Raw genomic sequence first — 26,143 nt, forward strand, 5'->3', positions numbered from 1 at the left:
TCGGATCGTCGGATGTGGTGTGCGCGCCCATCCGGTAGGTGTAGGCCTCGATCAGCGTCGGTCCGTTGCCCGACCGGGCCCGTTCCAGCGCCGCCGTGGTGACCGCGTGCACGGCCAGCACGTCGTTGCCGTCGACGCGGATGCCGGTGAAGCCGTAGCCCTGCGCACGGCGGTAGAGCGGCACCCGGGTCTGGCGCTCGTTCGGCTCGGAGATCGCCCACTGGTTGTTCTGGCAGTAGAAGACGACGGGCGCGTCGTAGACCGCGGCCCACACGAAGCCCTCGTGCACGTCGCCCTGGCTGGTGGCGCCGTCGCCGAAGAAGCAGATCGTCGCCTCGCTGTCGGAGTCGCCGACCTGGCCGTCGAACTTCTGGCCCATCGCGTACCCGGCGGCGTTCAGGACCTGGTTGCCGATGACGATCGTGTAGGGGTGGAACTTGTGCTTGACCGGGTCCCAGGTCCCCATGTCCGTGCCGCGGAAGATGCCCAGCAGCTCGGTCGGGTGCACGCCGCGGGTCCAGGCGATGCCGTGCTCGCGGTAGCTGGGGAACGCCATGTCGTCGGGGCGCATCGCGCGGCCCGCGCCGATCTGCGCCGCCTCCTGACCGAGCAGCGGCACCCAGATGCCGAGCTGGCCCTTGCGCTGGAGGGCGTTCGCCTCGCGGTCGACGCGGCGGATCAGGACCATGTCGCGGTACAGACCGCGCAGCTCCTCCGCCGTGATGTCGATGTCGAAGTCCGGGTGCTGGACGCGCTCACCCTCGGGGGTCAGCAGTTGCACCAGGTTGGCGTCACCTTGGTCTGTCGCTCGCAAACCTGCGATCACCTGTTCCGCGGTCGGCTTCGCCGCGGTCGCGGCGGGTGCCGACGCAGGCTCGGGGTGCGTCCATTGCTCGGGGGACGACATTGCGCCTTCTCCTCGTCTACGAGGCCGCCCGGTCGCTTGTGGCGACGTGTGTGCGGCAGTGCACCGCCAGCCGCCTCCGCCCCTGTGGGGGCGGCGGTCAACCGTCGGCGCTGACGGTGGTTCTCATCCACATCCTGACACGGCCCCGCCCGACTTGGTGAGTGCCATCCCACTTCGTAACACACAGGCCAGCGCCCTGAACTGGGAGAACAGTTGGAAGGTCGACCATCTGCCCTCCGAGCACCAAGTTCGGTCACCGAACACCACTGTCCCGGTTACCGTTCGTTAACCGGTTGACCACCCTCCGGACACGCCGTGGGGCGATCACCGCGCCGATCGTCCACGCGGTGAGATCCACCCCTCAGACATCCGATCACTCTGAGCGCGCGTTTGGTTCGTTCGTAGCACCCAAGTGCGGTTAATTAGTTCATCGGATACGCCATACAGCCTGATTGCCTGCTGTGAGCTACACAGACATCAGATGTCTTGTTAACGTCGGGAGCACCTGCATGCGTCGACGCGGCGGTCACCGCCGTTCGGCGCGCACCCGGTCGGTGGAGGACGCATGAACGCCCTGCGCACAACCGTTCCCGCACTCGTGACGATCCTGCTCTCCGCACTCACCCCGGCCGTCGCGGCGGCGCCCGACGTGGGCACGACGGCGGCCGGACCACTCACCCTCTGGTACGACGAGCCCGCCACGGACTGGGAAACCCGATCCCTGCCGATCGGCAACGGGGCGCTCGGCGGCGGCGTCTTCGGCACCGTCGCGAAGGAGCGGATCCAGCTCAACGAGAAGACCCTGTGGACCGGCGGTCCCGGCTCGACGCAGGGGTACGACTTCGGCAACTGGACCAGTCCGCGCCCGAACGCCATCAGGGACGCGCAGGACCGGATCGACCGCGAACGCCGGGTCGCGCCGTCCGCCGTCGCGACCGCCCTCGGGCAACCAAAACGCGGTTTCGGTTCCTACCAGACGTTCGGCGAGCTGGGTCTCACGCTCACGAACGCACCGAGCGGCGTCACGAACTACCGGCGCGACCTGGACCTCGGCCGGGCCGTCGCCACGGTCGCCTACGACGCGGGCGGCGTGCGCTACACCAGGGAGTACTTCGCCAGCGCGGCCGACGGGGTGCTGGTCGCGCGGCTCTCGGCGAGCCAGCCGGGCCGGGTCGGCTTCACCGCGGCGATCACCGCGCCGGACAACCGGTCCAAGCGGACGACCGCGAGCGGCGGGCGCAGCACGTTCGCCGGAACGCTCAACGACAACGGGCTGAAGTTCGAGTCGCAGCTCCAGGTCGTCGGCCAGGGCGGGTCGCGGACCGACAACGGCGACGGCTCGGTGACCGTGGCGGGCGCGGACAGCGCCGTGCTCGTCCTCGCGATGGGGACGAACTACGCCGCCGACCACCCCGCCTACCGCGGCGCCGACCCGCACCAGCGGGTGGGGTCGACGGTCGACGCGGCCGTGGCGAAGGGCTGGAACGGCCTGCTCAGCGCCCACGAGCGGGACTACCGGAACCTGTTCGACCGGGTCCGGCTCGACCTCGGCCAGCAGGTGCCGACGATCCCCACCGACGACCTGCTCGCCGGCTACGCGACCGCCGCGCCCGCGATCAAGCGGGCGCTGGAGGTCCTGTACTTCCAGTACGGCCGGTACCTGCTGATCTCGTCGTCCCGCGCCGGGTCCCTGCCCGCGAACCTCCAGGGGGTGTGGAACAACAGCACGTCACCGCCCTGGGACGCGGACTACCACGTGAACATCAACCTCCAGATGAACTACTGGCCCGCGGAGACGACGAACCTGTCCGAGACCACCGCGCCGCTGTTCGACTACGTCGACGAGATGCGCGAGCCCGGCGCCGTGACCGCGCGGGAGATGTTCGGCAACCGCGGCTGGGTGGTGCACAACGAGACCAACCCCTACGGCTTCACCGGTGTGCACAACTACGCGCAGTCGTTCTGGTTCCCCGAGGCGGGGGCGTGGCTCGCGCAACACTACTACGAGCACTACCTGTTCACCGGCGACCAGGCGTTCCTGCGCGACCGCGCCTACCCGGTGCTGAAGTCGCTGGCCCAGTTCTGGCTGGACGAGCTGAGGGTCGACCCTCGTGACGGCAAGCTGGTCGTGACGCCCAGCTACTCGCCGGAGAACGGCGACTTCTCGGCGGGCGCGGCGATGTCGCAGCAGATCGTCTGGAACCTGTTCACCACCGTCGTCGGCTCGGCGGGCCTCGTGGGCGACGCGGCGTTCGGCGAGGAGGTGCGGCAGGTGCTGACCAGGCTCGACCCCGGCACGCGGATCGGCTCGTGGGGCCAGTTGCAGGAGTGGAAGGAGGACTGGGACAGCCCCACCGACACGCACCGGCACGTGTCGCACCTGTTCGGGCTCTTCCCCGGCAACCAGCTGACCACCACGGCGCTGACCAACGCCGCCAAGGTCTCGCTGACCGCGCGCGGTGACGGGGGCACCGGCTGGAGCAAGGCGTGGAAGATCAACTTCTGGGCGCGGCTGCTGGACGGCGACCACGCGCACAAGATGCTGTCCGAGCAGCTCACCGGCAGCACGCTGGCGAACCTGTGGGACACGCACCCGCCGTTCCAGATCGACGGCAACTTCGGGGCGACCTCCGGCGTGGCGGAGATGCTGCTCCAGAGCCAGAACGGGGTCGTGCACGTGCTGCCCGCGCTGCCGTCGTCGTGGCCGAGCGGCTCGTACGCCGGGCTCAGGGCGCGCGGCGGCACGACGGTCGACGTCCGCTGGTCCGGCGGTTCGGCGACCGAGATCGGGGTGACCGCCTCGAAGGACGGGCCGCTGACCGTCCGGAACGGCCTGTTCCGGCAGGGCTACCGGCTGGTGGACGCCACGACCGGGCAGACCGTGCCGGTGACGGCGAACGGCGACTCGGTCACGTTCACCGCGCAGGCAGGCCACCGGTACGCGGCCACGAGCGGGTGCGGCGAGCCCGCGGCGGACACGGCCGTGGTCGCGTGGGACCCGCAATCCGGTAACACCGTTACCGACCGGTCCCGCAACGCCCGGCACGCCACCGTGCAGGCCGGGGCGGCGTACGGCGCCGAAGGCCCGACCGGCACGGCGCTGCTGCTCGACGGCACCCGGTACCTGCGTAGCCAGCCGACCGCGCTCGGACGACTGCCGAGGGCCACGTTCGCGGCGGAGGTGAAGGCCACCACGTCCGGCACCTACCGGCGGCTGTTCGACTTCCAGCCCTCCGGCGACCCCGGCACCGACGGGGTGCTGATCGACCTCACGCCGACCAACCAGGTGCGGTTCATCGGGGCGGGCACGGGGGTGACGACGGCCGCGGTCGTGCCGACAGGTCGTTATGTCGACATCGTGGTCACGCTGCTCGACGGGACGGTCACCGTCTACCTCGACGGGCGGCAGGCGGCGACCGCGCAGGTCGCGGCCAGCGGGATCAACGCGTGCGCGACCAGGGAGCTGCGGTTCGGCGCCGACCAGGACGGCGGGCAGCGGCTCACCGGCGCGGTCGACCGGATGGCCGTCCTGCCCAGGGCGCTCGCGGCGGGCGACGTCCCGAACTGGAGGTCGATCGCCTTCGGCTGACCTGCACCGCTCGTGACAGGATCGGGAGCGTGGACCGTTCAACGCTGACCCGTACCGTCCGAGGGCTGTGGGATGACGACATCCTCCCGAGCCTGTCCGAACTGGTGGCCGTACCCGCGATCTCACCGATCTTCGACTCCCGGTGGGCGGAGAACGGGCACCTCGCGGCCGCCATCGAGCACGTCCGGGCGTGGATCACCACCCGCGACCTGCCCGGACTGACCACCGAGGTGCACGAGCTGCCCGGCCACGCGCCGCTGCTGCTCGTGGACGTGCCCGCGAGCGGCAGCAGCGTGGAGGGCACGACCGTCCTCTACGGCCACCTCGACAAGCAGCCCCCGGTGGCCGACTGGTCGCCCGGCCTCGGCCCGTGGACGCCGGTCGTCAAGGACGGTCGGCTCTACGGGCGGGGCGCGGCCGACGACGGCTACGCCGGGTACGCCGCCATCGCCGCGCTGGAGGCCGTGCACGCGGCCGGTGGCGCGCACGGCCGGTGCATCGTGCTGCTGGAGACCAGCGAGGAGTCCGGCAGCCCCGACCTGCCCGCCTACCTGGAGCACCTGGGCGACAAGCTCGGCGACGTGTCGCTGGTCGTCTGCCTCGACTCCGGCGGCAACGACTACGAGCGGATGTGGCTGACCACGTCGCTGCGCGGCCTCGTGCAGGTCGGCCTGACCGTGCGCGTGCTGGAGAGCGGCCTGCACTCCGGCATGGCCAGCGGCATCGTGCCCAGCTCGTTCCGGATCGCCCGGCAGCTGCTCGACCGCGTCGAGGACTCCACCACCGGCGAGGTGCTGGTGCGCGAGATGCACGGCGACGTCCCCGCCAACCGGGTGGACGAGGTGCGCGAGGCCGTCGCCGCCGTGCCCGGCTCGCTGACCGCGACCGTCCCGTTCGCGGGCGGCACCACGGCGGTCGACGAGGACGAGGTCGAACTCGCCCTCAACGGCGGCTGGCGGCCCACGCTGTCCGTCACCGGCGCCGCAGGCCTGCCCCCGCTGGACGACGCGGGCAACGTGCTGCGGCCGTTCACGACGCTGATGCTCAGCTTCCGCCTGCCCCCGACCGTCGACGCCGCCGTGGCGCTCGACGCGGTGAAGAAGCTGCTCACGTCCGACGTGCCGTACGGCGCGACCGTGGAGCTGAGCCGGGTCGAGTCCGCGAGCGGCTGGAACGCCCCCGACCTGGCGCCGTGGCTGCGCGACAGCCTCGACCGGGCCGCGCAGGACGTCTTCGGCAGCCCGTGGCGGACCGTCGCGCTCGGCGGCTCCATCCCGTTCATGGGCCTGCTGCACGAGGCGTACCCGCGGGCCCAGTTCCTGGTCACCGGTGCCGTCGGCCCGGACTCGAACTGCCACGTGCCGGACGAGTCGCTGCACCTGGACCAGGCGAGGAAGGTCACGGAGGCCGTCGCGCTGGTGCTGGACGCGCACTCCAGGCAGGGCTGACCCCCGTGCCGGACGGGGCCGCACGGCCCCGTCCGACACCCGCGGCACCGAGGTGACCGGCCCCTCTGGATCGATGCCGCACACTGGTCCGGTGAACGAGCAACGGCAGAGGACCGAACGGCTGAGGCTCGCCGAGTCGGACCCACCCGATGCGCCCTGGCGCCTGTGGGGCCCCTACCTGGCCGGACGCCAGTGGGGCACGGTCCGCGAGGACTACTCCGCATCAGGTGACGCCTGGACGTCATTCCCGTTCGACCACGCGCGGGCCCGTGCCTACCGGTGGGGTGAGGACGGCATCGCGGGGATCTGCGACGTGCACGGGTTCCTCAACCTCGGGTTGGCGCTGTGGAACGGCGCGGACCCGATCCTGAAGGAGCGGTACTTCGGGCTCACCAACAACGAGGGCAACCACGGAGAGGACGCCAAGGAGTACTGGTGGGTGACCGACGGCACGCCCACGCACTCGTGGATGCAGGTGCTGTACCGCTACCCGCAGACCGAGTTCCCCTACGCCGAGCTGCGGGAACTGGCCGCGGGCGCGGGCCGCGAGTCCCGTGAGCCCGAGCTGTCCGACACCGGTGCCCTGGACGAGAACCGGTTCTTCGACGTCGTCGTGAGCTACGCCAAGGCCGGGCCGACGGACGTGTGCGTCGAGGTCACCGCGACCAACCACGGGCCGGACGCGGCCCCGCTGCACCTGCTGCCGCAGCTCTGGTTCCGCAACACGTGGGCGTGGGGGCGGGACGAGCGGCGGCCGTCGCTGGTCGCGTCCACCGCCGACGGGTGGCACCGGGTCACCGCCGAGCACGGGAAGCTCGGGCGGTACACGCTGCACGTCGAGGGCGCGCCGTCACTGCTGGTCACCGACAACGAGACGAACGACGTGGCGCTGTTCGGCGCCGGGCAGAACCCGACCGAGTACACGAAGGACGGCATCGACCAGCACGTCGTCGGCGGCAACCCGACCTCGTGCCAGGTCGTGGACGGGACCTCGGACCCCGGCACGAAGGCCGCCGCCTGGTACTCGTTCGACGCCGTCGAGCCCGGCGGGACCGCGTCGATCCGGCTGCGGCTGGTCGAGGGGGACGGGCACCAGGACGCGTTCGGGCCGACGTTCCGGTCCACCGTGGACGCCCGCAGGGCCGAGGCCGACGAGTTCCACCACGACCTGATGCCCGACGCGGACCCGCAGAGGGCCGCCGTCGCCCGGCGCGCGCTCGCGGGTCTGATGTGGACGAAGCAGCACTACCGCTTCCGCACCAGGGAGTGGTTGGACGGCGACCCCGCGCAACCGGCCGCGCCCGGCTCGCGCAAGTCGCCCGCCGCGCGCAACACGCACTGGCGGCACTTCGACTGCGCCGACGTGATCTCCATGCCGGACGAGTGGGAGTACCCGTGGTTCGCGGCGTGGGACCTCGCGTTCCACACCGTGCCGTTCGCGATGGTCGACCCGGCGTTCGCGAAGGAGCAGCTCCTGCTGCTGTGCCGCGAGTGGCTGATGCACCCGAACGGCCAGCTCCCGGCCTACGAGTGGGAGTTCGGCGACGTCAACCCGCCCGTGCACGCGTGGGCGGCGCTCCAGGTGTACCGGGCGGAGGAGGTGCCGGACCGGAAGTTCCTGGCGAAGATCTTCCACAAGCTGCTGCTGAACTTCTCCTGGTGGGTCAACCGCAAGGACGCCGACGGCAGCTACCTGTTCGAGGGCGGCTTCCTCGGCATGGACAACATCGGGCCGGTCAACCGGTCCGAGCCGATGCTGGGCGCGTGGCGGCTGGAGCAGTCCGACGCCACGTCGTGGATGGCCGCCTACAGCCTGCACCTGATGCAGATCGCGCTGGAGCTGGCGCGGCACGACGAGTCGTACGAGGACGTGGCGACGAAGTTCGTCGAGCACTTCCTCGGCATCGCCGAGGCGTCGACCCAGTTCGGCTCGGGTGGCGGCGGGATCTGGGACGAGGCGGACGGGTTCTGCTACGACGTGGTGTCGCGCAGGCTCGCCGACGGCACGGTGGAGTCGCAGCCGGTGCGGGTGCGGTCGATGGTGGGCCTCATCCCGCTGCTGGCGTCGGCCGTGCTGGAGCCGTGGGTGTTCGAGGAGCTGCCGAGCTTCACCCGGCGGCTGGACCACCTGATGACGCGCAGGCCGGAACTGGTGCAGTTCCTGACCTGGCAGGACCGGCCGGACGGCCGCCGCAACCTGCTGTCGCTGCTCGACGACCGGAAGCTGCGGCTCGTGCTGGCGCGGATGCTGGACGAGGGCGAGTTCCTGTCGCCGCACGGCATCCGCTCGATGTCGGTCGCGCACCGCGAGGGCATGGAGGTGCACGTCGCCGACCAGCAGCACCGGATCGGCTACGAGCCCGGCGAGTCCCGCACGCCGATGTTCGGCGGCAACTCGAACTGGCGCGGCCCGGTGTGGTTCCCCACCAACGCGCTGCTGGTCGAGTCGCTGCGGACGCTCGACTCGTTCCACGACGGCCGGTTCCGCGTCGAGCTGCCCACGAGGTCGGAACGCGAGGTCACAGCGGGTCAGGCCGCCGACGAGCTGGCGCGGCGGCTGGTGTCGCTGTTCCTGCCCGACCACGACGGCCGCAGGCCCGCGGACGGCAAGCGGGTCGAGTCGACGGACTCACCGCTGTGGCGCGAGCACATCACGTTCAGCGAGTACTTCGACGGCGACACGGGTGAGGGGCTGGGCGCCACGCACCAAACGGGCTGGACAGCACTGGTAGCGGGATTGCTCCATCCGTGACCAGCAAGAATCGGTTCAGAACGTGCGCGCTGCGTGCTCGTGCGGTGTGATGTGACCCGATCGCGTGTACGACATTCGGCCGAACAGGAGTGTGACGCTCGATTCGGCAACGCGAACGGGATGTAACACGCACGTGCTGTCCAGGTTGTCACCCAAGTGGCAGTATCCCGAACACTCGACCAACTCAGTTACGAGGAGTGACCTCAGTGGCCCGTCGAACAAGCAACCAGGTGTTCGCCCTGCTTCCCGCACTGGGGCTCGCCGTCGTCGCGGCCGCGGGCTGTGCCACGAGCACGCAGACGACCGGCACCGCGGGCGACAGCGGCATCGCCGTCGTCGAGTCCGGCAAGCTCACGACCTGCACGCACCTGCCGTACGAGCCGTTCCAGTTCCGCGAGGGCGACAAGACGGTCGGTTTCGACGTCGACCTGGTCGACCTCGTCGCGAAGGACCTCGGCCTCACCCAGACGATCGTGGACACCCCGTTCGAGGGAATCCAGTCGGGCGAGGACCTGAACACGAACAAGTGCGACCTCGCGGCAGCGGGCATGACGATCACGGACGCGCGCAAGCAGAACTTCGACTTCTCCGACCCCTACTTCGACGCCGAGCAGGCCCTGCTGGTGAAGAAGGGCGCGGGCATCAAGTCGCTCGCCGACCTCAAGGGCAAGAAGGTCGGTGGCCAGGCGTCGACGACCGGCAAGGACTACCTGGACGCGAACGCGGCGGCCAACGGCTACACCGTCATCGAGTTCGAGGACCTCGCCCTCGAACTGACCGCCGTGCAGACCGGCCAGGTCGACGCCGCGATCAACGACAACGGCGTGCTGTACGACTACGCGAAGAAGAACGCGGACACCGAGGTCACCACCGAGTTCCCCACCGGTGAGAAGTACGGCATCGGCGTCAAGAAGGGCAGCCCGCTGGCCGCCAAGATCAACGAATCGCTGAAGAAGGCGAAGGACAGCGGCGAGTACGACAAGATCTACGAGAAGTGGTTCGGCAAGAAGCCGGCATCGAAGTAGCCGTCTGACGCGGGGCCGGTGCGCACGCACCGGCCCCGCCGTTTTGTCCCCGTCTCCACTCTCGCGAGGAACTCCCATGGCACTCTCCAAGCGGCAACGGGCGAAGGCCTTCCGCGGTGTCCAGTACGGCCTCCTGGTGATCGCGATCATCGTCATCGCACTCGTCGCCGACTGGGGCAAGGTCCAGCGGGCCTTCTTCGACCCCGAGGTCGCGGTCAAGCTCTTCCCCACCATCATCGTCGACTCGCTGCGCAACACGATCGTCTACTCGGCGCTCGGCTTCGTGTTCGGCCTCGCGCTCGGCCTGGTCCTGGCGCTGATGAAGCTGTCGTCGGTCGCGCCCTACCGGTGGATCGCCACCGTCTACATCGAGTTCTTCCGCGGGGTCCCCGCCCTGCTCGTGTTCATCGCGTTCGGCTACGGCGTGCCCATCGCGTTCCAGGTCCGGTTCGACAACCTGACGACGGTGATGCTCGCGCTGGGCATCGTCGCCGCCGCGTACATGGCCGAGACGATCCGCGCGGGCATCCAGGCCGTGCCGAAGGGCCAGATCGAGGCCGCCCGCTCGCTGGGCATGTCCTCCGCCCGCGCGATGATCACCGTGGTGATCCCGCAGGCGTTCCGCATCATCCTGCCGCCGCTGACCAACGAGCTGATCATGCTGACGAAGGACTCGTCGCTGATCTACGTGATCGGCCTCGCGATCGACGAGCGCGAGCTGACGCAGTTCGGCAGGCAGGCCATGAACGAGTACCGGGGCATGACCCCGATCATGATCGCCGGTCTCTGCTACCTGATCATCACGCTGCCGCTCGGCCACCTGTCCAGGAGGCTGGAGAAGCGCACCGGCGGCCGCAAGATCAGCAGTTCACCCGAGGCGAGTGGTGTGGGGGCGTCCGCATGACCGAGCTGGCAGTCGAGATCACCGGCCTGAAGAAGGCCTTCGGACCGCTGGAGGTGCTCAAGGGCATCGACGTGCGCGTCGACAGCGGTGAGGTCATCTGCATCATCGGCCCGTCCGGTTCCGGCAAGTCCACGCTGCTGCGCTGCGTGAACCTCCTGGAGGAGCCGACCGGCGGCAAGATCGTCGTGAACGGCGTCGAGCTGACGGACCCCGACGTCGACATCGACGCGGCCCGCACCAGGATCGGCATGGTCTTCCAGTCGTTCAACCTGTTCGCGCACCTCACCGTCCTGAACAACCTGACCGTGGCGCAGCGCAAGGTGCTCAAGCGCAGCCAGGCCGACGCGGAGGAGGTGGCGCTGCGCAACCTGGAGCGCGTCGGGCTGAGCGAGAAGGCGCACGCGATGCCCGCGCAGCTCTCCGGCGGCCAGCAGCAGCGCGTCGCCATCGCGCGGGCGCTGTCGATGGACCCCGAGGTGATGCTGTTCGACGAGCCGACCTCGGCGCTGGACCCGGAGCTGGTCGGCGACGTGCTGGGCGTCATGCGGCAGCTCGCCGAAGAGGGCATGACCATGCTCGTCGTGACGCACGAGATGCAGTTCGCCCGCGAGGTGGCGGACAAGGTGCTGTTCATGGACGGCGGGTACGTGGTCGAGGAGGGGCTGGCCGAGCAGGTCATCGGCGACCCCCAGCACGAGCGCACGAAGTCGTTCCTGGCCAGGGTGTTGAACCCGACGCACCAGGACAAAGCCGACTAGATGGCGGAAAGCGGCGCGCGCGGGCTGGACGTCTTCGACCCCAGCCCGGCGCGGTCCTTCCGGATGCCCGCGGCCGACGTCCTGCGCGGCGTCGGCGAGCCGGACGCGACGGGCAACTGGCGGTTGCCCCGGCGGAAGGCCAGCGCACCGCCGGTGATCCGGATCGTGGACCGCTTCCTCACCGGCGTGCTCGACCTGCGGGCGGTGGAGCTGAACTACCTGCTGGAGTTCGAGCGCTGCCGGTTCGAGCAGCCACCGGACCTGCGGCAGAGCAAGCTGGCGGGCATCGACTTCCGGCAGTGCTGGCTGCCCGGCCTCGCGGGCCGCAACCTGACCAGCGCCAACGACGTGGCGCTCGACGGCTGCACCGTGGTGGGCCCGGTCGACCTCACCGACTCCGACATCGCGGGATCGGTGCTGCTGCGCACCTGCACGTTGCGCGTGCCCGGTGAACTGGCGCTGCACGCGGACCGGATGAAGGTCGCGGGAGCGCTGCTGGCGTACGGGATCCGCACCGAGGGCGAGGTCAGGGTCGCGGGAGCGCAGGTCAGCGGCAACTGCAACTTCAGCGGCGCGGTGCTGCACAACCCGACCGGCTTCTCGTTGAACGGCAACGGGATGCAGGTCGGCGGCAACCTGCTGTGCGGGGTGTGGGCCGAGACCGACCAGCACTTCACCGCGCACGGCACCGTGATGCTGCCGAACGCGACGATCAGCTCGGCGTTCACCATGCGCCGCGCGGCCCTGCACGCGGGCGCCGACCGCACCGAGCCGGACCTGGTGGACCCGCACGCCGACCCGCACGCCTCGCTGGTGCTGGACCGGATCACCGTGAGCGGTGACGTGGAACTGGACCGCGGCTTCACCAGCGCTGGCACGCTGCGGATGCTGAACGCCACCGTCGGCGGCACGCTCTCGCTGTCCGGCGCGAAGCTGGACGCGGTCAGACCACCGGGCGGCAACACCGACCCCGTGGGCCGCGGCCGGGCCGTCCACCTCGACGGCGCGCAGATCGGCGGCGACGTCACCGCGCGCGAACTGACCATGAAGGGCCAGTTCCGCATGGTCGACGCGACCATCAGGGGCAGCCTCGTGCTGGACGCCTCGACGCTGGACAACCCGCGCGCCGACACCGTGCTCGCCAACCGCTGCCACGTCGGCAGCAACTTCAGCGCCCGCGAGGCCAACGTGGCAGGCGTGCTGGAACTGCGGGCGGTCCACATCGGGGCGAACCTGGACCTGCGCGGCAGCAGGCTCATCCAGCCGGGCAAGTACCGCCACCAGCCCGGTGAGAAGGCCTCGGTGGACATCGGCGGCGCCACCGTCGGCCGCGACCTCATCTGCGCCAAGGGGACCAAGGAGTTCGTCGCACACGGCGGCGTCCGCACCAGACGCGCCCAGATCGGCCGCACCGCGAACTTCGCGGGCGCCGTGCTGGGAGACAAGCTCGACAGCCACGCCCTCAACGCCCTGGGCATGCAGGCACCGGAACTCGTGCTGACGGTGGTGAGCCCACCCAAGGGCAAGGTCACCCTGCGCGGCGCGGGCTGCACCTCCTTGGAGGACAACGAAACCTTCTGGAGCGCCACGGGCCGCATAGACCTGGAGGGCTTCCGCTACGACTCGCTCCGCCACTCCATCGACCTGCGCGACGACGAGTCGGTGCTCAGGAGGCTCCGCTGGCTCCGCCAGGCAATGCGCCACCGCTACCGCCCAGGCCCCTACGACCAGCTGGCGGAACTGCTGCGCGCCAGCGGCAACGACGAACACGCGTCAACGGTCCTCATGGAAAAGCAGCGCCTGAGGTACAAGGCCGTGGCGGAGGGCACCAGGCTGGTCGGCCCACTGGTGCTGCTGTGGAGCTGGCTGCAACGCTGGATGGTCGGCTACGGCTACCGCCCTGGCCGCGCACTGGGTTGGCTGGTCGTCTCCTGGATCCTGGGCAGCGCCTACTTCGCCGTGGGCCCACCACTAACGGTCATCAACTCCGACGACACCCTCCAGTGGAACCCGTGGCTCTTCACCATCGACCTGGTGGTCCCCATCGTCGACTTCGGCAACAAGAACCGCTGGCAGACACCGGGCGCGGCCCAGTGGATAGCCTCAGCCCTGATAGTCAGCGGCTGGACCCTGGCAACAACAGTCGCGGCGGGCCTGACAAGAATGCTGAAGCGCTGACGGCACAACCACCAGACGGTGAGCCACTGCCTTCCCGACACCAAGGCCGATTTGCTCGGGGGATTCGCCGATCCCGAGGACCGGCAGCCAAACCGCACTACTGCGGAGAAGACGACCACCCCCACGGTGTACAAGACGGATCATGCCCGACCAGGAACCCGTACACCGCGCCCTGCTCTCCGTGGACGTGGAAGGCTCAGGCAGCCGCGACAGCACAGCCTCGGTCCTCTTCCGCGAAGCCCTCTTCACCGAACTGCGCAACGCCTTCGACACCAGCGGCATCCCCTGGAACGACTGCACCCGCCAGGACACCGGCGACGGCATGATCGTCGTAGCACCGGAGGGCTGCTCGAAGCGCCGCCTGGTCCACCCCCTCCTGCCCACCCTGGCGGCAGGCCTGGCCCACCACAACCGCTACGCGAGCCGGGCGACCCGACTCAGGGTCCGAGTGGCGATCCACGCGGGCGACCTCCGGGTGGACTCCCACGGCCTCACCGGCACACCCAAGGTCCTCCTGGCCCGCCTCCTCAACGCCGCACCGCTGCGCGAAGCCCTGGCCACCACCCCGGAAACCACCGTCGCCGTCCTGGTCTCCGACAGCTTCCACGACGACGTGATCACCGAGGGCCACCCCGGCATCGACCCGACCACCTACACCCAGGTCACCATCCGGGAGAAGGAAACCGAAGCCAGGGCCTGGCTGCACCTGGTGGGCCAACCACCCCGACCGACCACCCCGCACCCACCAGCCCGGGCCCCGGAACCCGCGGAAGCCCCGCCCGCCCCAGGCGGCGTGGTGATCACGGGCTCCTCCCAGGTCTCCGTGGCGGGCGACGTCTTCGGCGGCAACAAGTACACCCGCTGACCACGTCGGCACCGTTCCACATCGACGACAATCCGCAAAAATGCGTTGATCCACGTTCGCCCACCGGACGACCCTGTCGCCGTGACGTTCATGGCCGGGCAGTCCGGACCCAACACCGTGAGCCAGAACGAGACCTACCTGGGCAACCGCCTGCTCTTCCAGCGCTCGGGCGAGGTCGAGGTAGGGCTGACCGACGCCATCAGCGGTGACGAGGCGAAGCAGATCCTCAAGAGGGCCGCGCTCGGCGCCGTCCTGATCGGGTTCGCGTTCAGCGGTCTCGGCCTGATCGCGACGATCGGCACCGCCGCGGTCAGCCGCGGCCTCGACTCGTCCAGCGCGGTGGGCGGGTTCTTCGGCCTGATGGCGCTGCTGCTGCCGTGGATCTGGATCGCGCTGGTGCTGTTCCTGCCGACGACCGAGGTGCTCAGCGACTGGCACCTGCTGCTCGACGGCAAGGCGGAGATCGCGGACACCGCGTACGGCGTGGTGTTCCGCTCCCTCACCGTCGACCACCACATCCCGGCGACCGTGGCGCCGAAGCGGGTGCGGGTCGGGCCGCCGGTGCCGGGCGTCCGCAACCTGCTGCACATCGCGATCGGCAAGTACTTCTCGTACGTCTCGGTGTACGCGTTCGGCAAGGACCTCTACCTCGGCTGGACGCTGTGGCGCAGGCAGATCCCGATCCTCGTGGTGTTCCGCTGGCTCGGCTCGCTGTTCGGCGGCGACCCCGGCTACTCGGGCATGATCGAGATGGAGCCGATCAAGGCGATGCGCGAGACCGTGCACAACGCCCTGCGCAGCGCCATCGAGGCCGCGGTCATCGGCCGCTCGATCCCGCTCGTGGAGACGTTCGGCTACGACATCGAGATCGAACCCGAGGGTTCCCAGCCCCCGGTGCACACCGGACCGCAGCACACCGGACCGCAGCCCGTCGTGGCACCGCAGCAGCACACCGGACCGCAGCCCGTCCTCCAGCCGCCCGCCGTGACCGTGCTGCGCCGGGCCGAGGTGTACTCGGCCGAGGACCACCACCCGCTGGGCACCGTCGAGCCCGGCGCGACCTTCCAGGTCGTGCACGACAGCGCCGAGAACGGGATCACCGTGCGGGACGAGAACGGCGCCATCGCCCTGCTGAAGGACCGGTCCGCCGTCCAGTGGCTGTGATCCTCACCGAGACCGCGAGCGGCTGGACGGCGACCTTCGGCATCCGGATCACCGCGGCCGTCGACCTGTCCCTGCTGGTCGGGTACGCCGACCTCACGACCGCGGCCCGGTACGAGCGGGCGCGCGGCGAGGACGTCGGCTACCTCGGCAGGCTGTGCGCGGGTGATCCGAGCTGCGCGTTCGAAGCCCGGTGGGACGTCGGCCCCGACGGCCCGGTCGCGACCGTGATCGGCAGGCTGCGCAGGCCGGACCGCGCCGCGGCCGAGCAGGCCGCGGGTCACGCGCTGGCCAGGCTGGTCGAGGTGCCGGAGCACGTGCGGGCGGAACCCGTGGCCCCCGAACCGATCCCGTGCGCCCCGCCACCGGGCGGGGCCGCCGAGCTGCGGCGGCAGTGCTGGGTCGTCGATCCGAGCAGGCCGTACGCGGGCGTCCGCTTCTACCTCGCCGTGCCGCCGTTCCGGTCCGCGCCCGAGGCCTGGCCGAACCTGCTCGACCGGCTCCCCCCGCTGACCGTCTCCACGACGCTGCGGCCCACGTGGGTGCCGCCGGAGTTCTCGACCATGCTCGGCACGGTCGCCGCGCAGTACGACCGGCTCGCCAGGCCGACGGAGTTCCGCTCCGGTGGCCTCTACTCGGCTCCGGTCCACCTGGACGCCGACCCGTTCGCGGTGACGGCGGCGCCGCTGTTCCACGACGCGGCGGCCCGCTACCGGGGCTGGGTGTTCACGCTGCGCGTCACCGTCACCGCACCGACGTGGCTGGACGACTCGGTGCTCGGGTCGTTGGCGCACGCGCTCGGCGGTGTCTTCGAACGCCCCGCCGACCCCGAGGAGCACCGGCTGCTCGTGGACGGCCTCGGCTCGTTCGACCCGCCCCGCTGGGGTGGCCACCCGGTGTGGCGGAGCCAGGGGGTGCCCCGGTCGCTCCGGCTGCTGACGGAACTGGCCGACCCCTTCGAGGCGGCGCAGGCCGTCTGGCTGCCCGCCGCGGCCGGTGGCGCCCTCCGGGGCGTCCCCACCGTCGAGCCGGTCGCCGACCGCCGGGCCGGGAGCGGCGGCGTGCGGATCACCGGTTCCACGGTCACCGTCGAGGGCGACCTGTTCGGCGGGGACAAGCACGTCGGAGCTTAAGGTGGCCGCACACCCCGCCTTCGTGAGGAGTTCCGACCGTGACGGATGTCGTGCTGGCGCTGGACGTGGGCGGCACCAAGATCGCCGCCGGGCTCGTCGACCGCGACGGCGCGGTGCTGCGGTCCGCGCGCGTGCCGACGCCCGTGGACGACGCGGAAGCGACCTGGGCCGCCGTCGCGTCGGCCGTGGACCAGGTGCTCCGGGGTGACCTCGTGTCCGGCGTCGGCATCGCCTGCGCGGGCCCCGTCGACGCCGAGGCCGGCACCACGAGCCCGATCAACATCCCGCTGTGGCAGCGCTTCCCGCTGCGCGACCGGGTGGCCGACCTGCTGCCCGGCGTGCGGGTCGAACTGGCGGGCGACGGCGTGTGCATGGCGCTGGGCGAGCACTGGCGCGGCGCCGGGCAGGGCAGCCGGTTCATGGTCGGGCTGGTCGTGTCGACCGGGGTCGGCGGCGGGCTCGTGTTCGGCGGACGGCCCTTCGGCGGGCGGACCGGCAACGCGGGCCACATCGGGCACGTCGTGGTCGAGCCGAACGGCGTCGCCTGCACGTGCGGCGGGCGCGGCTGCGCGGAGGTCGTCGCGGGCGGACCGCACCTGGTGGCGTGGGCGCGGCGGCAGGGCTGGCAGGCGCCGAAGCACGCCGACGCCGCCCACCTCGCGGCGGCGGCGCAGCACGGCGAGGAGGTGCCGCTCGCGGCGTTCGACCGCGCCGGGTACGCCGTCGGGCTGGCCATCGCGGCGACCGCCGCCCTGTGCGACCTCGACCTGGCCGTGGTCGGCGGCGGGGTGGCGCAGGCCGGTGACCTGCTGTTCGACCCGATCCGCCGCGCGCTCCGCCAGCACGCGGGCCTGTCGTACCTCGACGGTCTGCGGGTCGAGCCCGCACGGCTCGGCGGCGAGGCGGGCCTCGTCGGGGCGGCGGCGCTGGTGGTCGACCGCTGAGGGTCGTCCGCGAGGCCCACCCCGGCGCTCATCGAAGCGGTGCGGGAACCGGCGTGGCCGGACGAGCCCGTCCCGCGCCCGCCGTGGACGCGGGAGGCCTGACGACGGTCGCGATCAGCACGCCCACGCCACCGAGCGCCAGCCCGACGAGGGCGACCGCGCTGAGGGTCTGGCCGAGCACGAGCCAGGCCAGCAGCGCGGTGACGGCGGGCGTGAGGAAGAACAGGGCTCCGACCCTGCCCGCGGTTTCGCGGCGCAGCATGAGGTTGAGCAGCAGGAACGTGCCGACGGAGTTGACCAGCACGATCCACGCGAGCACGCCGCCGAAGACGCCCCAGTCGGACACGTGCGGCGTCTCCAGGAGGAGCGTGGCCACGCCCATGAACGGGGTGGCGACCAGGAAGTGGACGGCCGTGCTGCTGCGCACGTCGACGTCGGGCGTGAAGGCCTTCTGGTAGACGGTGCCGAGGCTCAGGCCGAGCAGGCCGACGACGCACAGCAGGATCGCGCCGAGCGAGGAGTCGAGCCGGTCGGACACGGCGAGCAGCACGCCGCCACCGCCGACGGCGAAGCCGAGCCACTGGTAGCGGGTCATCCGCTCGTGCAGGACGCCCGCCGCGAGCAGGGCGATGACGACCGGGTTGAGGCCCTGCACCAGCGCCACGACACCGCCCGGCAGGCCGAGGCCGATGGCCGAGTAGAAGCCGCCGAACTGCACGCCCTGCATGAGCAGACCGACGACCACGACGTGCGCGAGCTGCCTGCCCCTCGGCCACCTCGACCCCGACACCCACGCGATCACGGCGAGGAGCACGCCCGCGAGGGCGAACCGGCTGAACGTCAGCAGCATGGGCGGGGCGACGTCGGTGCCGATCACCGCGGCGACGAACGCGCTGCTCCAGAGCACGACGAACACCGGTGGAGCTATCCGTCCCACGACGCCTCCCGAGTAACCAGTTAGAGCGGTTACTCATGACCGTAACCTATTGAACCGGTTATGCTCCACCCATGGACGTCACGTTCGTCAGCGGCAACCTCGCCCTCGACTTCGTCGGCACGGTCGGCTCCCGCCGCACCGAGCGGATCCAACTGCTCGCCGGACCGGCGGACCTGGCAGCGTGGACGACCGCGGCCGGACTGCTCGACGAAGCGCCCGCCGTGGACGACCGCGGGTTCGCCGAGGCGGTGGACCTGCGGGAGGAGCTGTACCGGCTGGCGTGCGCCGCCCGTGACGGCGAGGACTACGGGGACGTGGGACCGCTCAACGCGTGGGCCGCCCGGCCGCCGGTGACCGCGGCGCTCGACGCGGACGGCGGCGTGCGGCGGACCGGCGACCTGGACGCGGTGCTCGCGACGATCGCCAGGTCGGCCGTGGACCTGCTGGCCCGGCCGCTGGCCTCCGAGCTGCGGGAGTGCGGCGCCGAGACGTGCACGCGGCTGTACGTGGACAGCTCGCGGCGGGGCGCGCGGCGGTGGTGCGACATGAAGAGGTGCGGCAACCGGGTCAAGGCCGCGCAGTTCCGGGCCAGGCACGCGTGAGGGCCACCGGGGCGAACCCCGATGGCCCTCGACGCCGTGCGGCTAGTGCCCGGCGATGACCTTGACCCGCGGGCTGTCCTCGTCGACGTGGTAGTCGGCGGGGGTGGTCTGGTCGGTGCCGTTGAACACCCGCATCCTGCGGGCGATCAGCGTGACGACGACCGCGACCAGGATGTTCGCGACCAGGGAGACGAAGCCGACGTAGATCTGCACGGTCGACCCGCCGAAGGGGTGCCAGCCGAGCAGCGACAGCTTGTCCAGCGCCAGCGCGGAACCGCCGAAGTGGTTCTTGCCCGCCGCCGCGTTCGGGATCGTGTAGAGCAGGTACATGCCCCAGCCCATGCCGACGACCCAGCCCGCGATCATGCCCCACACGTGGAACCAGCGGGTGTAGAGCGCGATGGCGACGGCGGGCAGCGTCTGGAGGATCATGACGCCGCCGATGAGCTGGAGGTCGATGGAGAACTGCGGGTCGATGAACAGGATGAACGCGACCGCGCCGAACTTCACCACCAGCGAGGCCAGCTTGGCCTGCTTGGCCTCCTGCGCCGGGGTGGCGTCCTTCTTGACGTACTCCTTGTAGATGTTGCGGGTCCACAGGTTCGCCGCCGCGATCGACATGATCGCCGCCGGGACCAGCGCGCCGATGCCGATGGCGGCGAAGGCGATGCCCGCGAACCAGGACGGGAACTCCTGGCCGAACAGCACCGGCACGATGGTGTTCGTGTCCGGGCGGCCGGTGGCCTGGTTGGTGATCGGCTTGACGCCCGCGCTGATGGCGACGTAGCCGAGCAGCGCCAGCAGGCCCAGCAGCAGCGAGTACGCGGGCAGCGCCACCATGTTCCGCTTGATCACCTTGCGACCGCGCGACGCGAGGATGCCGGTGAGCGAGTGCGGGTACAGGAACAGCGCCAGGGCCGAGCCCAGGGCCAGGGTCGCGTACTGGAGCTGGTTGTTGGCGTTGAGCAGCGTGCCGTCGGCGGGCGTCGGGGTCGCGTCGAACTTCGCCTGCGCGTCGCCGAAGATCTCGCCCCAGCCGCCGAACTTGCTCGGCAGGTAGATCACCGCGACGATGATCACCAGGTAGATCAGCGTGTCCTTGACGAACGCGATCAGCGCGGGCGCGCGCAGGCCGGACTGGTAGGTGTAGAGCGCCAGCACGACGAACGCGACGAACAGCGGCAGGTGGCCGAGGATGCCGCTGCCGTTGAGGCCCATCGTGCGCAGCACGGCCTCCAGGCCGACGAGCTGGAGCGCGATGTACGGCATGGTCGCGACGATGCCGGTGACCGCGATGATCAGCGCCAGCCAGTGCGAGCCGTAGCGGCCTCGCACGAAGTCGGCGGGCGTGACGTACCCGTGCACCCGCGACACCGACCACATGCGGACCAGCGGCAGGAAGACGATCGGGTACAGGATGACCGTGTACGGCAGCGCGAAGAAGCCCATCGCGCCGGCGCCGAACATCAGCGCCGGGACCGCGACGAACGTGTACGCCGTGTAGAGGTCACCGCCCACCAGGAACCAGGTGATCCACGAGCCGAACTTGCGGCCGCCGAGCCCCCACTCGTCGAGGTGTTCGAGGGTGTCGCCCTGCTTCCACTTCGCCGCGAAGAACCCCAGCACGGTGACCAGCAGGAACAGGACCGTGAACACGATGAACTCGGTCCACTGCATCAGTGCTTCCCCTTCTTCGGGTCGCCGGCGTCGAGGTCGTCGACCGCGAGGTGGTCGGCTCCGTGCTCCACCGGCTCGTCCTTGGTCTTGACGAAGACCAGTCCCACGCACAAGACCCCTACCGGGACGAACGCGAACTGGTACCAGTAGAAGAACGGCAAGCCGAGCACCGCGGGTTTCGCGGTGTTGAAGAACGGCGTGATCAACATCAACAGCGGAACCAGCAGCAGCAGGTTCCAGTTGCTCCAGCGCAAACCGCTGGTCTGTGGAGCAGAAGGCATGTTGCCCCTCCGTACGGCCCTGGTTACTCAGGTGTTTCGAGATGTTAGGCCGGAGGGGTCTCGAGCGTCACCGTGTCGAGTGGACCGATCGCGGAGAGAGGGACCGAATCGTGACCAACTAGGGGCCGGACAGCCTGGTCACCAGGTGGGACTCGGCCGTGTCGAAGTACCGGAGCAGCTCCTGCTCGGCCTCGGCGACGGAGTCGGCGTCGAGCAGGGCCAGGATGGCCTGGTTCATCGGCAGGTAGTCCTGGTAGAACTCGCGCGGGTTGCCCATCACGTAGAACGCCAGCCGCAGCTCGGCGAGCAGCCGCTGGACCTCCTCGTCCAGCCGCAGGCTGCCCGCGAGGGCCGTGATCGCCCGGTGGAAGCGGATGTTCGCCGTGCCGACGTCGAGCCAGTTGTCCGTCTCCGCGCCGCGCACGCCGAACGCCACGGCGTCGCGCACGCCCTGGCGGGCCTCCTCGGTCGCGTCGGCCCAGCGGCGGATCGCGCCGCACTCGATCACCCGGCGGGCGGCGTAGATGTCGGCGACCTCCTCGACGCCCGGTTCGCACACGAAGACGCCCCGGCTGTGCTCGTGGACGAGCAGGCGTTCGTGGGTGAGCAGGCGGAACGCCTCGCGTAGCGTGTTGCGGGAGATGCCGAGCGCCTCGGAGATGGCCTTCTCGTTGAGCTGGAGCCCTGGGGTCAGCTCGCCGTCGAGCATCCGGTCGCGGAGCTTGTCCGCGACGCGCTCGGCGCGGGCCCGGTCCTGGCTGAGGCGGTCGTCTGCGAGGGTGCCCAGCCAGTCGTGGGACGGCGCCGTGGTCATCCGCCCATCTTACCCGGTTTGGAGTATTGAAGGATTGTTGAACAATCCTTACCTTGGTATCCAGGGAGGACAACACCATGGACCTCAACGCGGACCTCGGGGAGGGCTTCGGCCACTGGCGACTCGGCGACGACGAAGCCCTCCTCACCATCGTCACCAGCGCCACCGTGGCGTGCGGCTTCCACGCGGGCGACCCGGACACCATGCTGCGCACGTGCAGGCTGGCCGCCGAGCGCGGGGTCACCGTCGGCGCCCACGTCGGCTACCGCGACCTCGCGGGGTTCGGCCGCCGGTTCGTCGACGTCGCCCCGGCCACGCTCACGGCCGAGGTGCTCTACCAGCTCGGCGGGCTCGACGCGTGCGCGAAGGCGGCGGGCACGCGGATCGGGTACGTGAAGCCCCACGGCGCGCTGTACAACACGCTGGTCAGGCACGAGGCGCAGGCCGACGCCGTGGTCGACGCGGTGCGCGCCTACGACCCGGCGCTGACCGTGCTCGGCCTGCCGGGCGCCGTGTGGCTCAAGCGCGCCGAGGTCGCGGGTCTGCGGGTGCGGTTCGAGGCGTTCGCCGACCGGGCGTACACGGCCGCGGGCGCGCTCGTGCCGCGCGAACGGCCCGGCGCGGTCCTGCACGACCCGGCGGAGATCGCCCGGCGCGGCGTCCAGCTCGCCACCGAGGGCACCGTGACCACGATCGACGGGCGGCGGATCCGGGCCAGGGTCGACTCGATCCGCGTGCACGGCGACAACCAGGACGCCGTCGCCACCGCGGTCTCCCTGCGCGACGCCCTCGCGGCGGCAGGTGTGAAGTTAAAAGCTTTCAGCCTGGAAAACCGCAGGTTGACGGCCTGAGCCCGGAACACGGGGTTCCGGCACCCTCGGTGATCGGAAACGATCGCAGCGTGACCCGTGAAAGCACCCACCGACTGCGCGCGCTCCTGCCCGCCGCCGTCGCCCTGTCCCTGCTCATGGCTCCTGGTGTCGCGTCCGCGCAGCAGGACACCACCGCCCGCGCGTGCTTCGACCCCGCCGCCCCGCTGACCGTCGAGGAGCAGCGGCTCGACGACGTCCTCGTCGCGGGCGGCCCCGCCGTCGGCCCCGAACTGGTCCGGCTCGCGGGCTTCACCGAGACCGTCGAGCGGTTCACCGACAAGCTGTGCGCCGCACCGTCGGCGCGCGCCGCCCGGCAGCTCGTCAGCTCGACCGGCACCGCCCTGTGGCAGGCCGCGGTGCAGCGGGCCCAGAGCACCCAGACCACCTGGGACGCCTACGACGACCGCCCCCTGTACTGGGCGCGGCTCCACCTGACCAGGGCTCTGCGGCAGTGGACGCCCAGGCTCGGGGTCAGCGCGGCCGACCGCGCCGCGCTGGTCGACTCGGTCGACCGCACCTCCCGCGGCGTGTCCGACGTGCGGTTCCCGGTGCAGGCGGACGTCCGCCGGATCGTCGTGACCGGCTTCGACCCGTTCCAGCTCCAGGGCACGTCCGTGCGGCGCGGCAACCCCGCGGGCGCGGCGGCGCTGCAACTGGACGGCAAGGTGTTCGACACCCCGCAGGGCAAGGTCGTCGTGCAGGCCGCCGTGCTGCCGGTGCTGTGGGGCGCGTTCGACGAGGGCGTCGTGGAAGCCGTCTACGGCACGGCGCTGGAGGCGCAGGTCAAGCCGGACGCGTTCGTGACGATCAGCCAGGGCAGGCCCGGCCGGTTCGACGTCGAGCGCTGGGCGTCGCGGTGGCGCGGCGGGTTCCCGGACAACAACGACGCCTCGTCGCGCGGCCCCGTGCCGGACGCGGCGGGCTGGCCGCAGCCGTCGACCGAGTTCATCGAGACCACGCTGCCGTTCCAGAAGATGATCGACGCGGGCACCGGTCCGTTCACCGTGCAGCTCAACCGGTCCTTCTGCGAGTGGCCGGTCGGCAGCGTCCCCGGCACCGGCCCGATGTCGTGCCGCAGCGACGAGCCCACGCCCGGTGCGGCGGCGGCGTCCGGCGGCGGCGGGGACTACCTGTCCAACGAGAGCATGTACCGCGCCAACCGCGTGCGGACCGGCCTCGGCGCGACGACCGTGCTCGGCGGCCACCTGCACACGCCCGTGCTCACGCAGCCGGTCGACCCGGCGGCGCTGACCGACGCCGCGTTCGAGGCGCAGCGGCGGGACATCGCCAACCAGGCCGTGGCGCTGGTCGGCGTCGTCTGACCTTCTCCACACCCTGTGCACAGTGTGTTCCACAGGCTGTGGACAACTGTGCGTCCGCGCAGTTCACGGCATGTGGATAGTTGTGCACAACGACGGAAGACCCGGTGGACGGCACTGGCCACCGGGTCTTCCTGGACGCACCTCGGACGATCAGCCGAGGCGCTGCTTCAACGCCTCGAACTCGTCGCGCAGCGAGGTGGGCAGCTTGTCGCCGATCTTGGCGAACCACTCCTCGATGAGCGGGATCTCGGCCCTCCACTCCTCCACGTCGACGTTCAGCGAGGTCTCGACGTCCTCGGTCGGCGCGTCCAGCCCGGACAGGTCCAGCGCGTCGGCCGTCGGCACGTGGCCGATCGGCGTCTCCACGGCGGCGGCCTTGCCCTCGATGCGCTCGATCGCCCACTTCAGGACGCGGACGTTCTCACCGAAACCGGGCCACAGGAAGCGCTTGTCCTCGCCGCGGCGGAACCAGTTGACGTAGAAGATCTTCGGCAGCTTCTCGGCGTCGGCGTTCTTGCCGACCTCGATCCAGTGCTTGAAGTAGTCGCCCGCGTTGTAGCCGATGAACGGCAGCATCGCCATCGGGTCGCGGCGCACGACGCCGACCTTGCCGGTGGCGGCGGCCGTCGTCTCGCTCGACAGCGTGGCGCCCATGAACACGCCGTGCTGCCAGTCGCGGGACTCCGTGACCAGCGGGATCGTGGTGGCGCGGCGGCCTCCGAAGAAGATCGCCGAGATCGGCACGCCCTTCGGGTCGTCCCACTCCGGCGCCTTGATGTCGCACTGCTCGATCGGCGTGCAGTAGCGGGAGTTCGGGTGCGAGGACAGCTCGCCGTTGCCCGGCGTCCAGTCCTCCTTCTTCCACGAGGTCAGGTGGGCCGGGGGCTCGCCCATGCCCTCCCACCACACGTCGCCGTCGTCGGTCAGCGCGACGTTGGTGAACAGCGAGTTGCCCTTCGCGATCGTCCGCATCGCGTTCGGGTTCGTGTGGTAGTCCGTGCCGGGCGCGACACCGAAGAAGCCGTTCTCCGGGTTCACGGCGTAGAGCTGCCCGTCGTCACCGAAGCGCATCCAGGCGATGTCGTCGCCCAGCGTCTCGACCTTCCAGCCGGGGATGCTCGGCTCCAGCATCGCCAGGTTCGTCTTGCCGCACGCCGACGGGAACGCCGCGGCGATGTAGTAGACCTTCTCCTCCGGCGAGGTGAGCTTGAGGATCAGCATGTGCTCGGCCAGCCAGCCCTCGTCGCGCGCCATCACCGAGGCGATGCGCAGCGAGTAGCACTTCTTGCCCAGCAGGGCGTTGCCGCCGTAGCCCGAGCCGAACGACCAGATCGTCCGCTCCTCGGGGAACTGGGTGATGTACTTCGTGTCGTTGCACGGCCACGGCACGTCCGCCTGGCCGTCCTCCAGCGGCGCGCCGATCGAGTGCAGCGCCTTCACGTACTCGGCGTCCTCGCCGAACTTCGCGAGCGCCCTGTCCCCCATGCGGGTCATGATGTGCATGGACACGACCACGTACTCGGAGTCGGTGATCTCGACGCCCAGCATGGGCTCGTCCGCGTCGAGCGGCCCCATGCAGAACGGGATCACGTACATCGTGCGGCCGCGCATGGAACCCCGGTAGAGGTCCGTCATGATGGCCTTCATCTCCGAGGGGTCCATCCAGTTGTTCGTGGGTCCGGCGTCGGCCTCGTCCACCGAGCAGATGAACGTGCGCTCCTCGACCCGCGCGACGTCGGTCGGGTCGGACGCGGCCCAGAACGAGTTCTGCTTCTTCTTCAGGGGCACGAACGTTCCGGCGTCGACGAGCTTCCCGGTGAGCCGTGTCCATTCCGCTTCGGTGCCGTCCGCCCACACCACTTCGTCGGGACAGGTCAGCTCGGCCACTTCGCGGACCCAGGACAACAGGCCCGCATGGTTGGTAGGTGCCTTGTCGAGACCGGGAATGGTCACTGCCGTCATCTCGTCTCGTCT

The 26,143-nt window shown here is 70.6% G+C and carries 20 protein-coding genes; 14 read left to right on the forward strand and 6 right to left on the reverse strand.

The window, feature by feature from the left end:
- On the reverse strand, window positions 1–907 hold a 907-nt coding region (locus tag VFZ92_RS37780), incomplete at its 3' end, for a thiamine pyrophosphate-dependent enzyme (RefSeq protein WP_330882067.1).
- 565 nt (window positions 908–1,472) lie between these two features.
- Between VFZ92_RS37780 and VFZ92_RS37785 the strand changes: the two genes are divergently transcribed.
- The 11 genes from VFZ92_RS37785 to VFZ92_RS37835 all read left to right on the forward strand — a co-directional run bounded on the left by VFZ92_RS37785 (window position 1,473) and on the right by VFZ92_RS37835 (window position 17,664).
- On the forward strand, window positions 1,473–4,496 hold the full coding sequence (locus VFZ92_RS37785; RefSeq protein ID WP_330882069.1) for a glycosyl hydrolase family 95 catalytic domain-containing protein: 3,024 nt from the start codon (window positions 1,473–1,475) through the stop codon (window positions 4,494–4,496).
- Between the two features lie 20 nt (window positions 4,497–4,516).
- Complete coding sequence (locus VFZ92_RS37790) at window positions 4,517–5,944, forward strand: M20/M25/M40 family metallo-hydrolase (RefSeq protein WP_330882130.1); 1,428 nt, start codon at window positions 4,517–4,519, stop codon at window positions 5,942–5,944.
- A gap of 91 nt (window positions 5,945–6,035) precedes the next feature.
- Window positions 6,036–8,696 carry an MGH1-like glycoside hydrolase domain-containing protein gene (locus tag VFZ92_RS37795; RefSeq protein WP_330882070.1) on the forward strand — a complete coding sequence of 887 codons (2,661 nt, stop codon included), beginning with the start codon at window positions 6,036–6,038 and terminating at the stop codon, window positions 8,694–8,696.
- A gap of 206 nt (window positions 8,697–8,902) precedes the next feature.
- Window positions 8,903–9,721, forward strand: a complete 819-nt coding sequence (locus VFZ92_RS37800) for a transporter substrate-binding domain-containing protein (RefSeq protein ID WP_330882072.1) — start codon at window positions 8,903–8,905, stop codon at window positions 9,719–9,721.
- Window positions 9,722–9,797: 76 nt separating this feature from the next.
- Window positions 9,798–10,625 carry an amino acid ABC transporter permease gene (locus tag VFZ92_RS37805; RefSeq protein WP_330882074.1) on the forward strand — a complete coding sequence of 276 codons (828 nt, stop codon included), beginning with the start codon at window positions 9,798–9,800 and terminating at the stop codon, window positions 10,623–10,625.
- Window positions 10,622–11,383: an amino acid ABC transporter ATP-binding protein gene (locus tag VFZ92_RS37810; RefSeq protein WP_330882076.1), complete on the forward strand. Its 762-nt coding sequence runs from the start codon at window positions 10,622–10,624 to the stop codon at window positions 11,381–11,383. The genes VFZ92_RS37805 and VFZ92_RS37810 overlap by 4 nt, the downstream gene beginning before the upstream one ends.
- Window positions 11,384–13,561 carry a hypothetical protein gene (locus VFZ92_RS37815; RefSeq protein ID WP_330882078.1) on the forward strand — a complete coding sequence of 726 codons (2,178 nt, stop codon included), beginning with the start codon at window positions 11,384–11,386 and terminating at the stop codon, window positions 13,559–13,561. It abuts the gene before it with no gap.
- A gap of 142 nt (window positions 13,562–13,703) precedes the next feature.
- Window positions 13,704–14,426, forward strand: a complete 723-nt coding sequence (locus VFZ92_RS37820) for a hypothetical protein (protein WP_330882080.1) — start codon at window positions 13,704–13,706, stop codon at window positions 14,424–14,426.
- Between the two features lie 90 nt (window positions 14,427–14,516).
- On the forward strand, window positions 14,517–15,590 hold the full coding sequence (locus VFZ92_RS37825) for a hypothetical protein (RefSeq protein ID WP_330882132.1): 1,074 nt from the start codon (window positions 14,517–14,519) through the stop codon (window positions 15,588–15,590).
- A complete protein-coding gene (locus VFZ92_RS37830; protein ID WP_330882081.1) occupies window positions 15,581–16,720 on the forward strand; it encodes a hypothetical protein in 1,140 nt (379 codons plus the stop codon). Before VFZ92_RS37825 ends, VFZ92_RS37830 begins: the two co-directional genes overlap by 10 nt.
- 38 nt (window positions 16,721–16,758) lie before the next feature.
- Window positions 16,759–17,664, forward strand: coding sequence for an ROK family protein (locus tag VFZ92_RS37835; RefSeq protein ID WP_330882082.1), 906 nt, complete (start codon window positions 16,759–16,761; stop codon window positions 17,662–17,664).
- A gap of 28 nt (window positions 17,665–17,692) precedes the next feature.
- On the opposite strand, the gene VFZ92_RS37840 is transcribed toward VFZ92_RS37835, so the two are convergent.
- A complete protein-coding gene (locus VFZ92_RS37840) occupies window positions 17,693–18,601 on the reverse strand; it encodes a DMT family transporter (RefSeq protein ID WP_330882083.1) in 909 nt (302 codons plus the stop codon).
- A 71-nt stretch (window positions 18,602–18,672) separates the two neighbouring features.
- On the opposite strand from VFZ92_RS37840, the gene VFZ92_RS37845 reads away from it, so the two are divergent.
- Window positions 18,673–19,203 carry a CGNR zinc finger domain-containing protein gene (locus VFZ92_RS37845; RefSeq protein ID WP_330882084.1) on the forward strand — a complete coding sequence of 177 codons (531 nt, stop codon included), beginning with the start codon at window positions 18,673–18,675 and terminating at the stop codon, window positions 19,201–19,203.
- Between the two features lie 42 nt (window positions 19,204–19,245).
- On the opposite strand, the gene mctP is transcribed toward VFZ92_RS37845, so the two are convergent.
- The 3 genes from mctP to VFZ92_RS37860 all read right to left on the reverse strand — a co-directional run bounded on the left by mctP (window position 19,246) and on the right by VFZ92_RS37860 (window position 21,975).
- Window positions 19,246–20,880, reverse strand: a complete 1,635-nt coding sequence (mctP, locus tag VFZ92_RS37850) for a monocarboxylate uptake permease MctP (protein ID WP_330882085.1) — start codon at window positions 20,878–20,880, stop codon at window positions 19,246–19,248.
- The gene (locus tag VFZ92_RS37855; RefSeq protein WP_330882086.1) at window positions 20,880–21,161 is read right to left on the reverse strand and encodes a DUF3311 domain-containing protein; all 282 of its coding nucleotides are present in this window, start codon (window positions 21,159–21,161) and stop codon (window positions 20,880–20,882) included. Before VFZ92_RS37855 ends, mctP begins: the two co-directional genes overlap by 1 nt.
- A 118-nt stretch (window positions 21,162–21,279) precedes the next feature.
- Window positions 21,280–21,975, reverse strand: a complete 696-nt coding sequence (locus tag VFZ92_RS37860) for a GntR family transcriptional regulator (protein WP_330882087.1) — start codon at window positions 21,973–21,975, stop codon at window positions 21,280–21,282.
- 77 nt (window positions 21,976–22,052) lie between these two features.
- On the opposite strand from VFZ92_RS37860, the gene VFZ92_RS37865 reads away from it, so the two are divergent.
- On the forward strand, window positions 22,053–22,826 hold the full coding sequence (locus tag VFZ92_RS37865) for a 5-oxoprolinase subunit PxpA (protein WP_330882088.1): 774 nt from the start codon (window positions 22,053–22,055) through the stop codon (window positions 22,824–22,826).
- Between the two features lie 50 nt (window positions 22,827–22,876).
- Window positions 22,877–24,169, forward strand: a complete 1,293-nt coding sequence (locus VFZ92_RS37870; protein ID WP_330882089.1) for a hypothetical protein — start codon at window positions 22,877–22,879, stop codon at window positions 24,167–24,169.
- A gap of 150 nt (window positions 24,170–24,319) precedes the next feature.
- Here the strand turns inward: VFZ92_RS37870 and VFZ92_RS37875 are convergent, their stop codons facing one another.
- The gene (locus tag VFZ92_RS37875; RefSeq protein ID WP_330882090.1) at window positions 24,320–26,131 is read right to left on the reverse strand and encodes a phosphoenolpyruvate carboxykinase (GTP); all 1,812 of its coding nucleotides are present in this window, start codon (window positions 26,129–26,131) and stop codon (window positions 24,320–24,322) included.
- Window positions 26,132–26,143: the final 12 nt, after the last annotated feature.

Origin of the sequence: Umezawaea sp. (assembly GCF_036375055.1) — a bacterium.
Taxonomy (GTDB): domain Bacteria; phylum Actinomycetota; class Actinomycetes; order Mycobacteriales; family Pseudonocardiaceae; genus Umezawaea.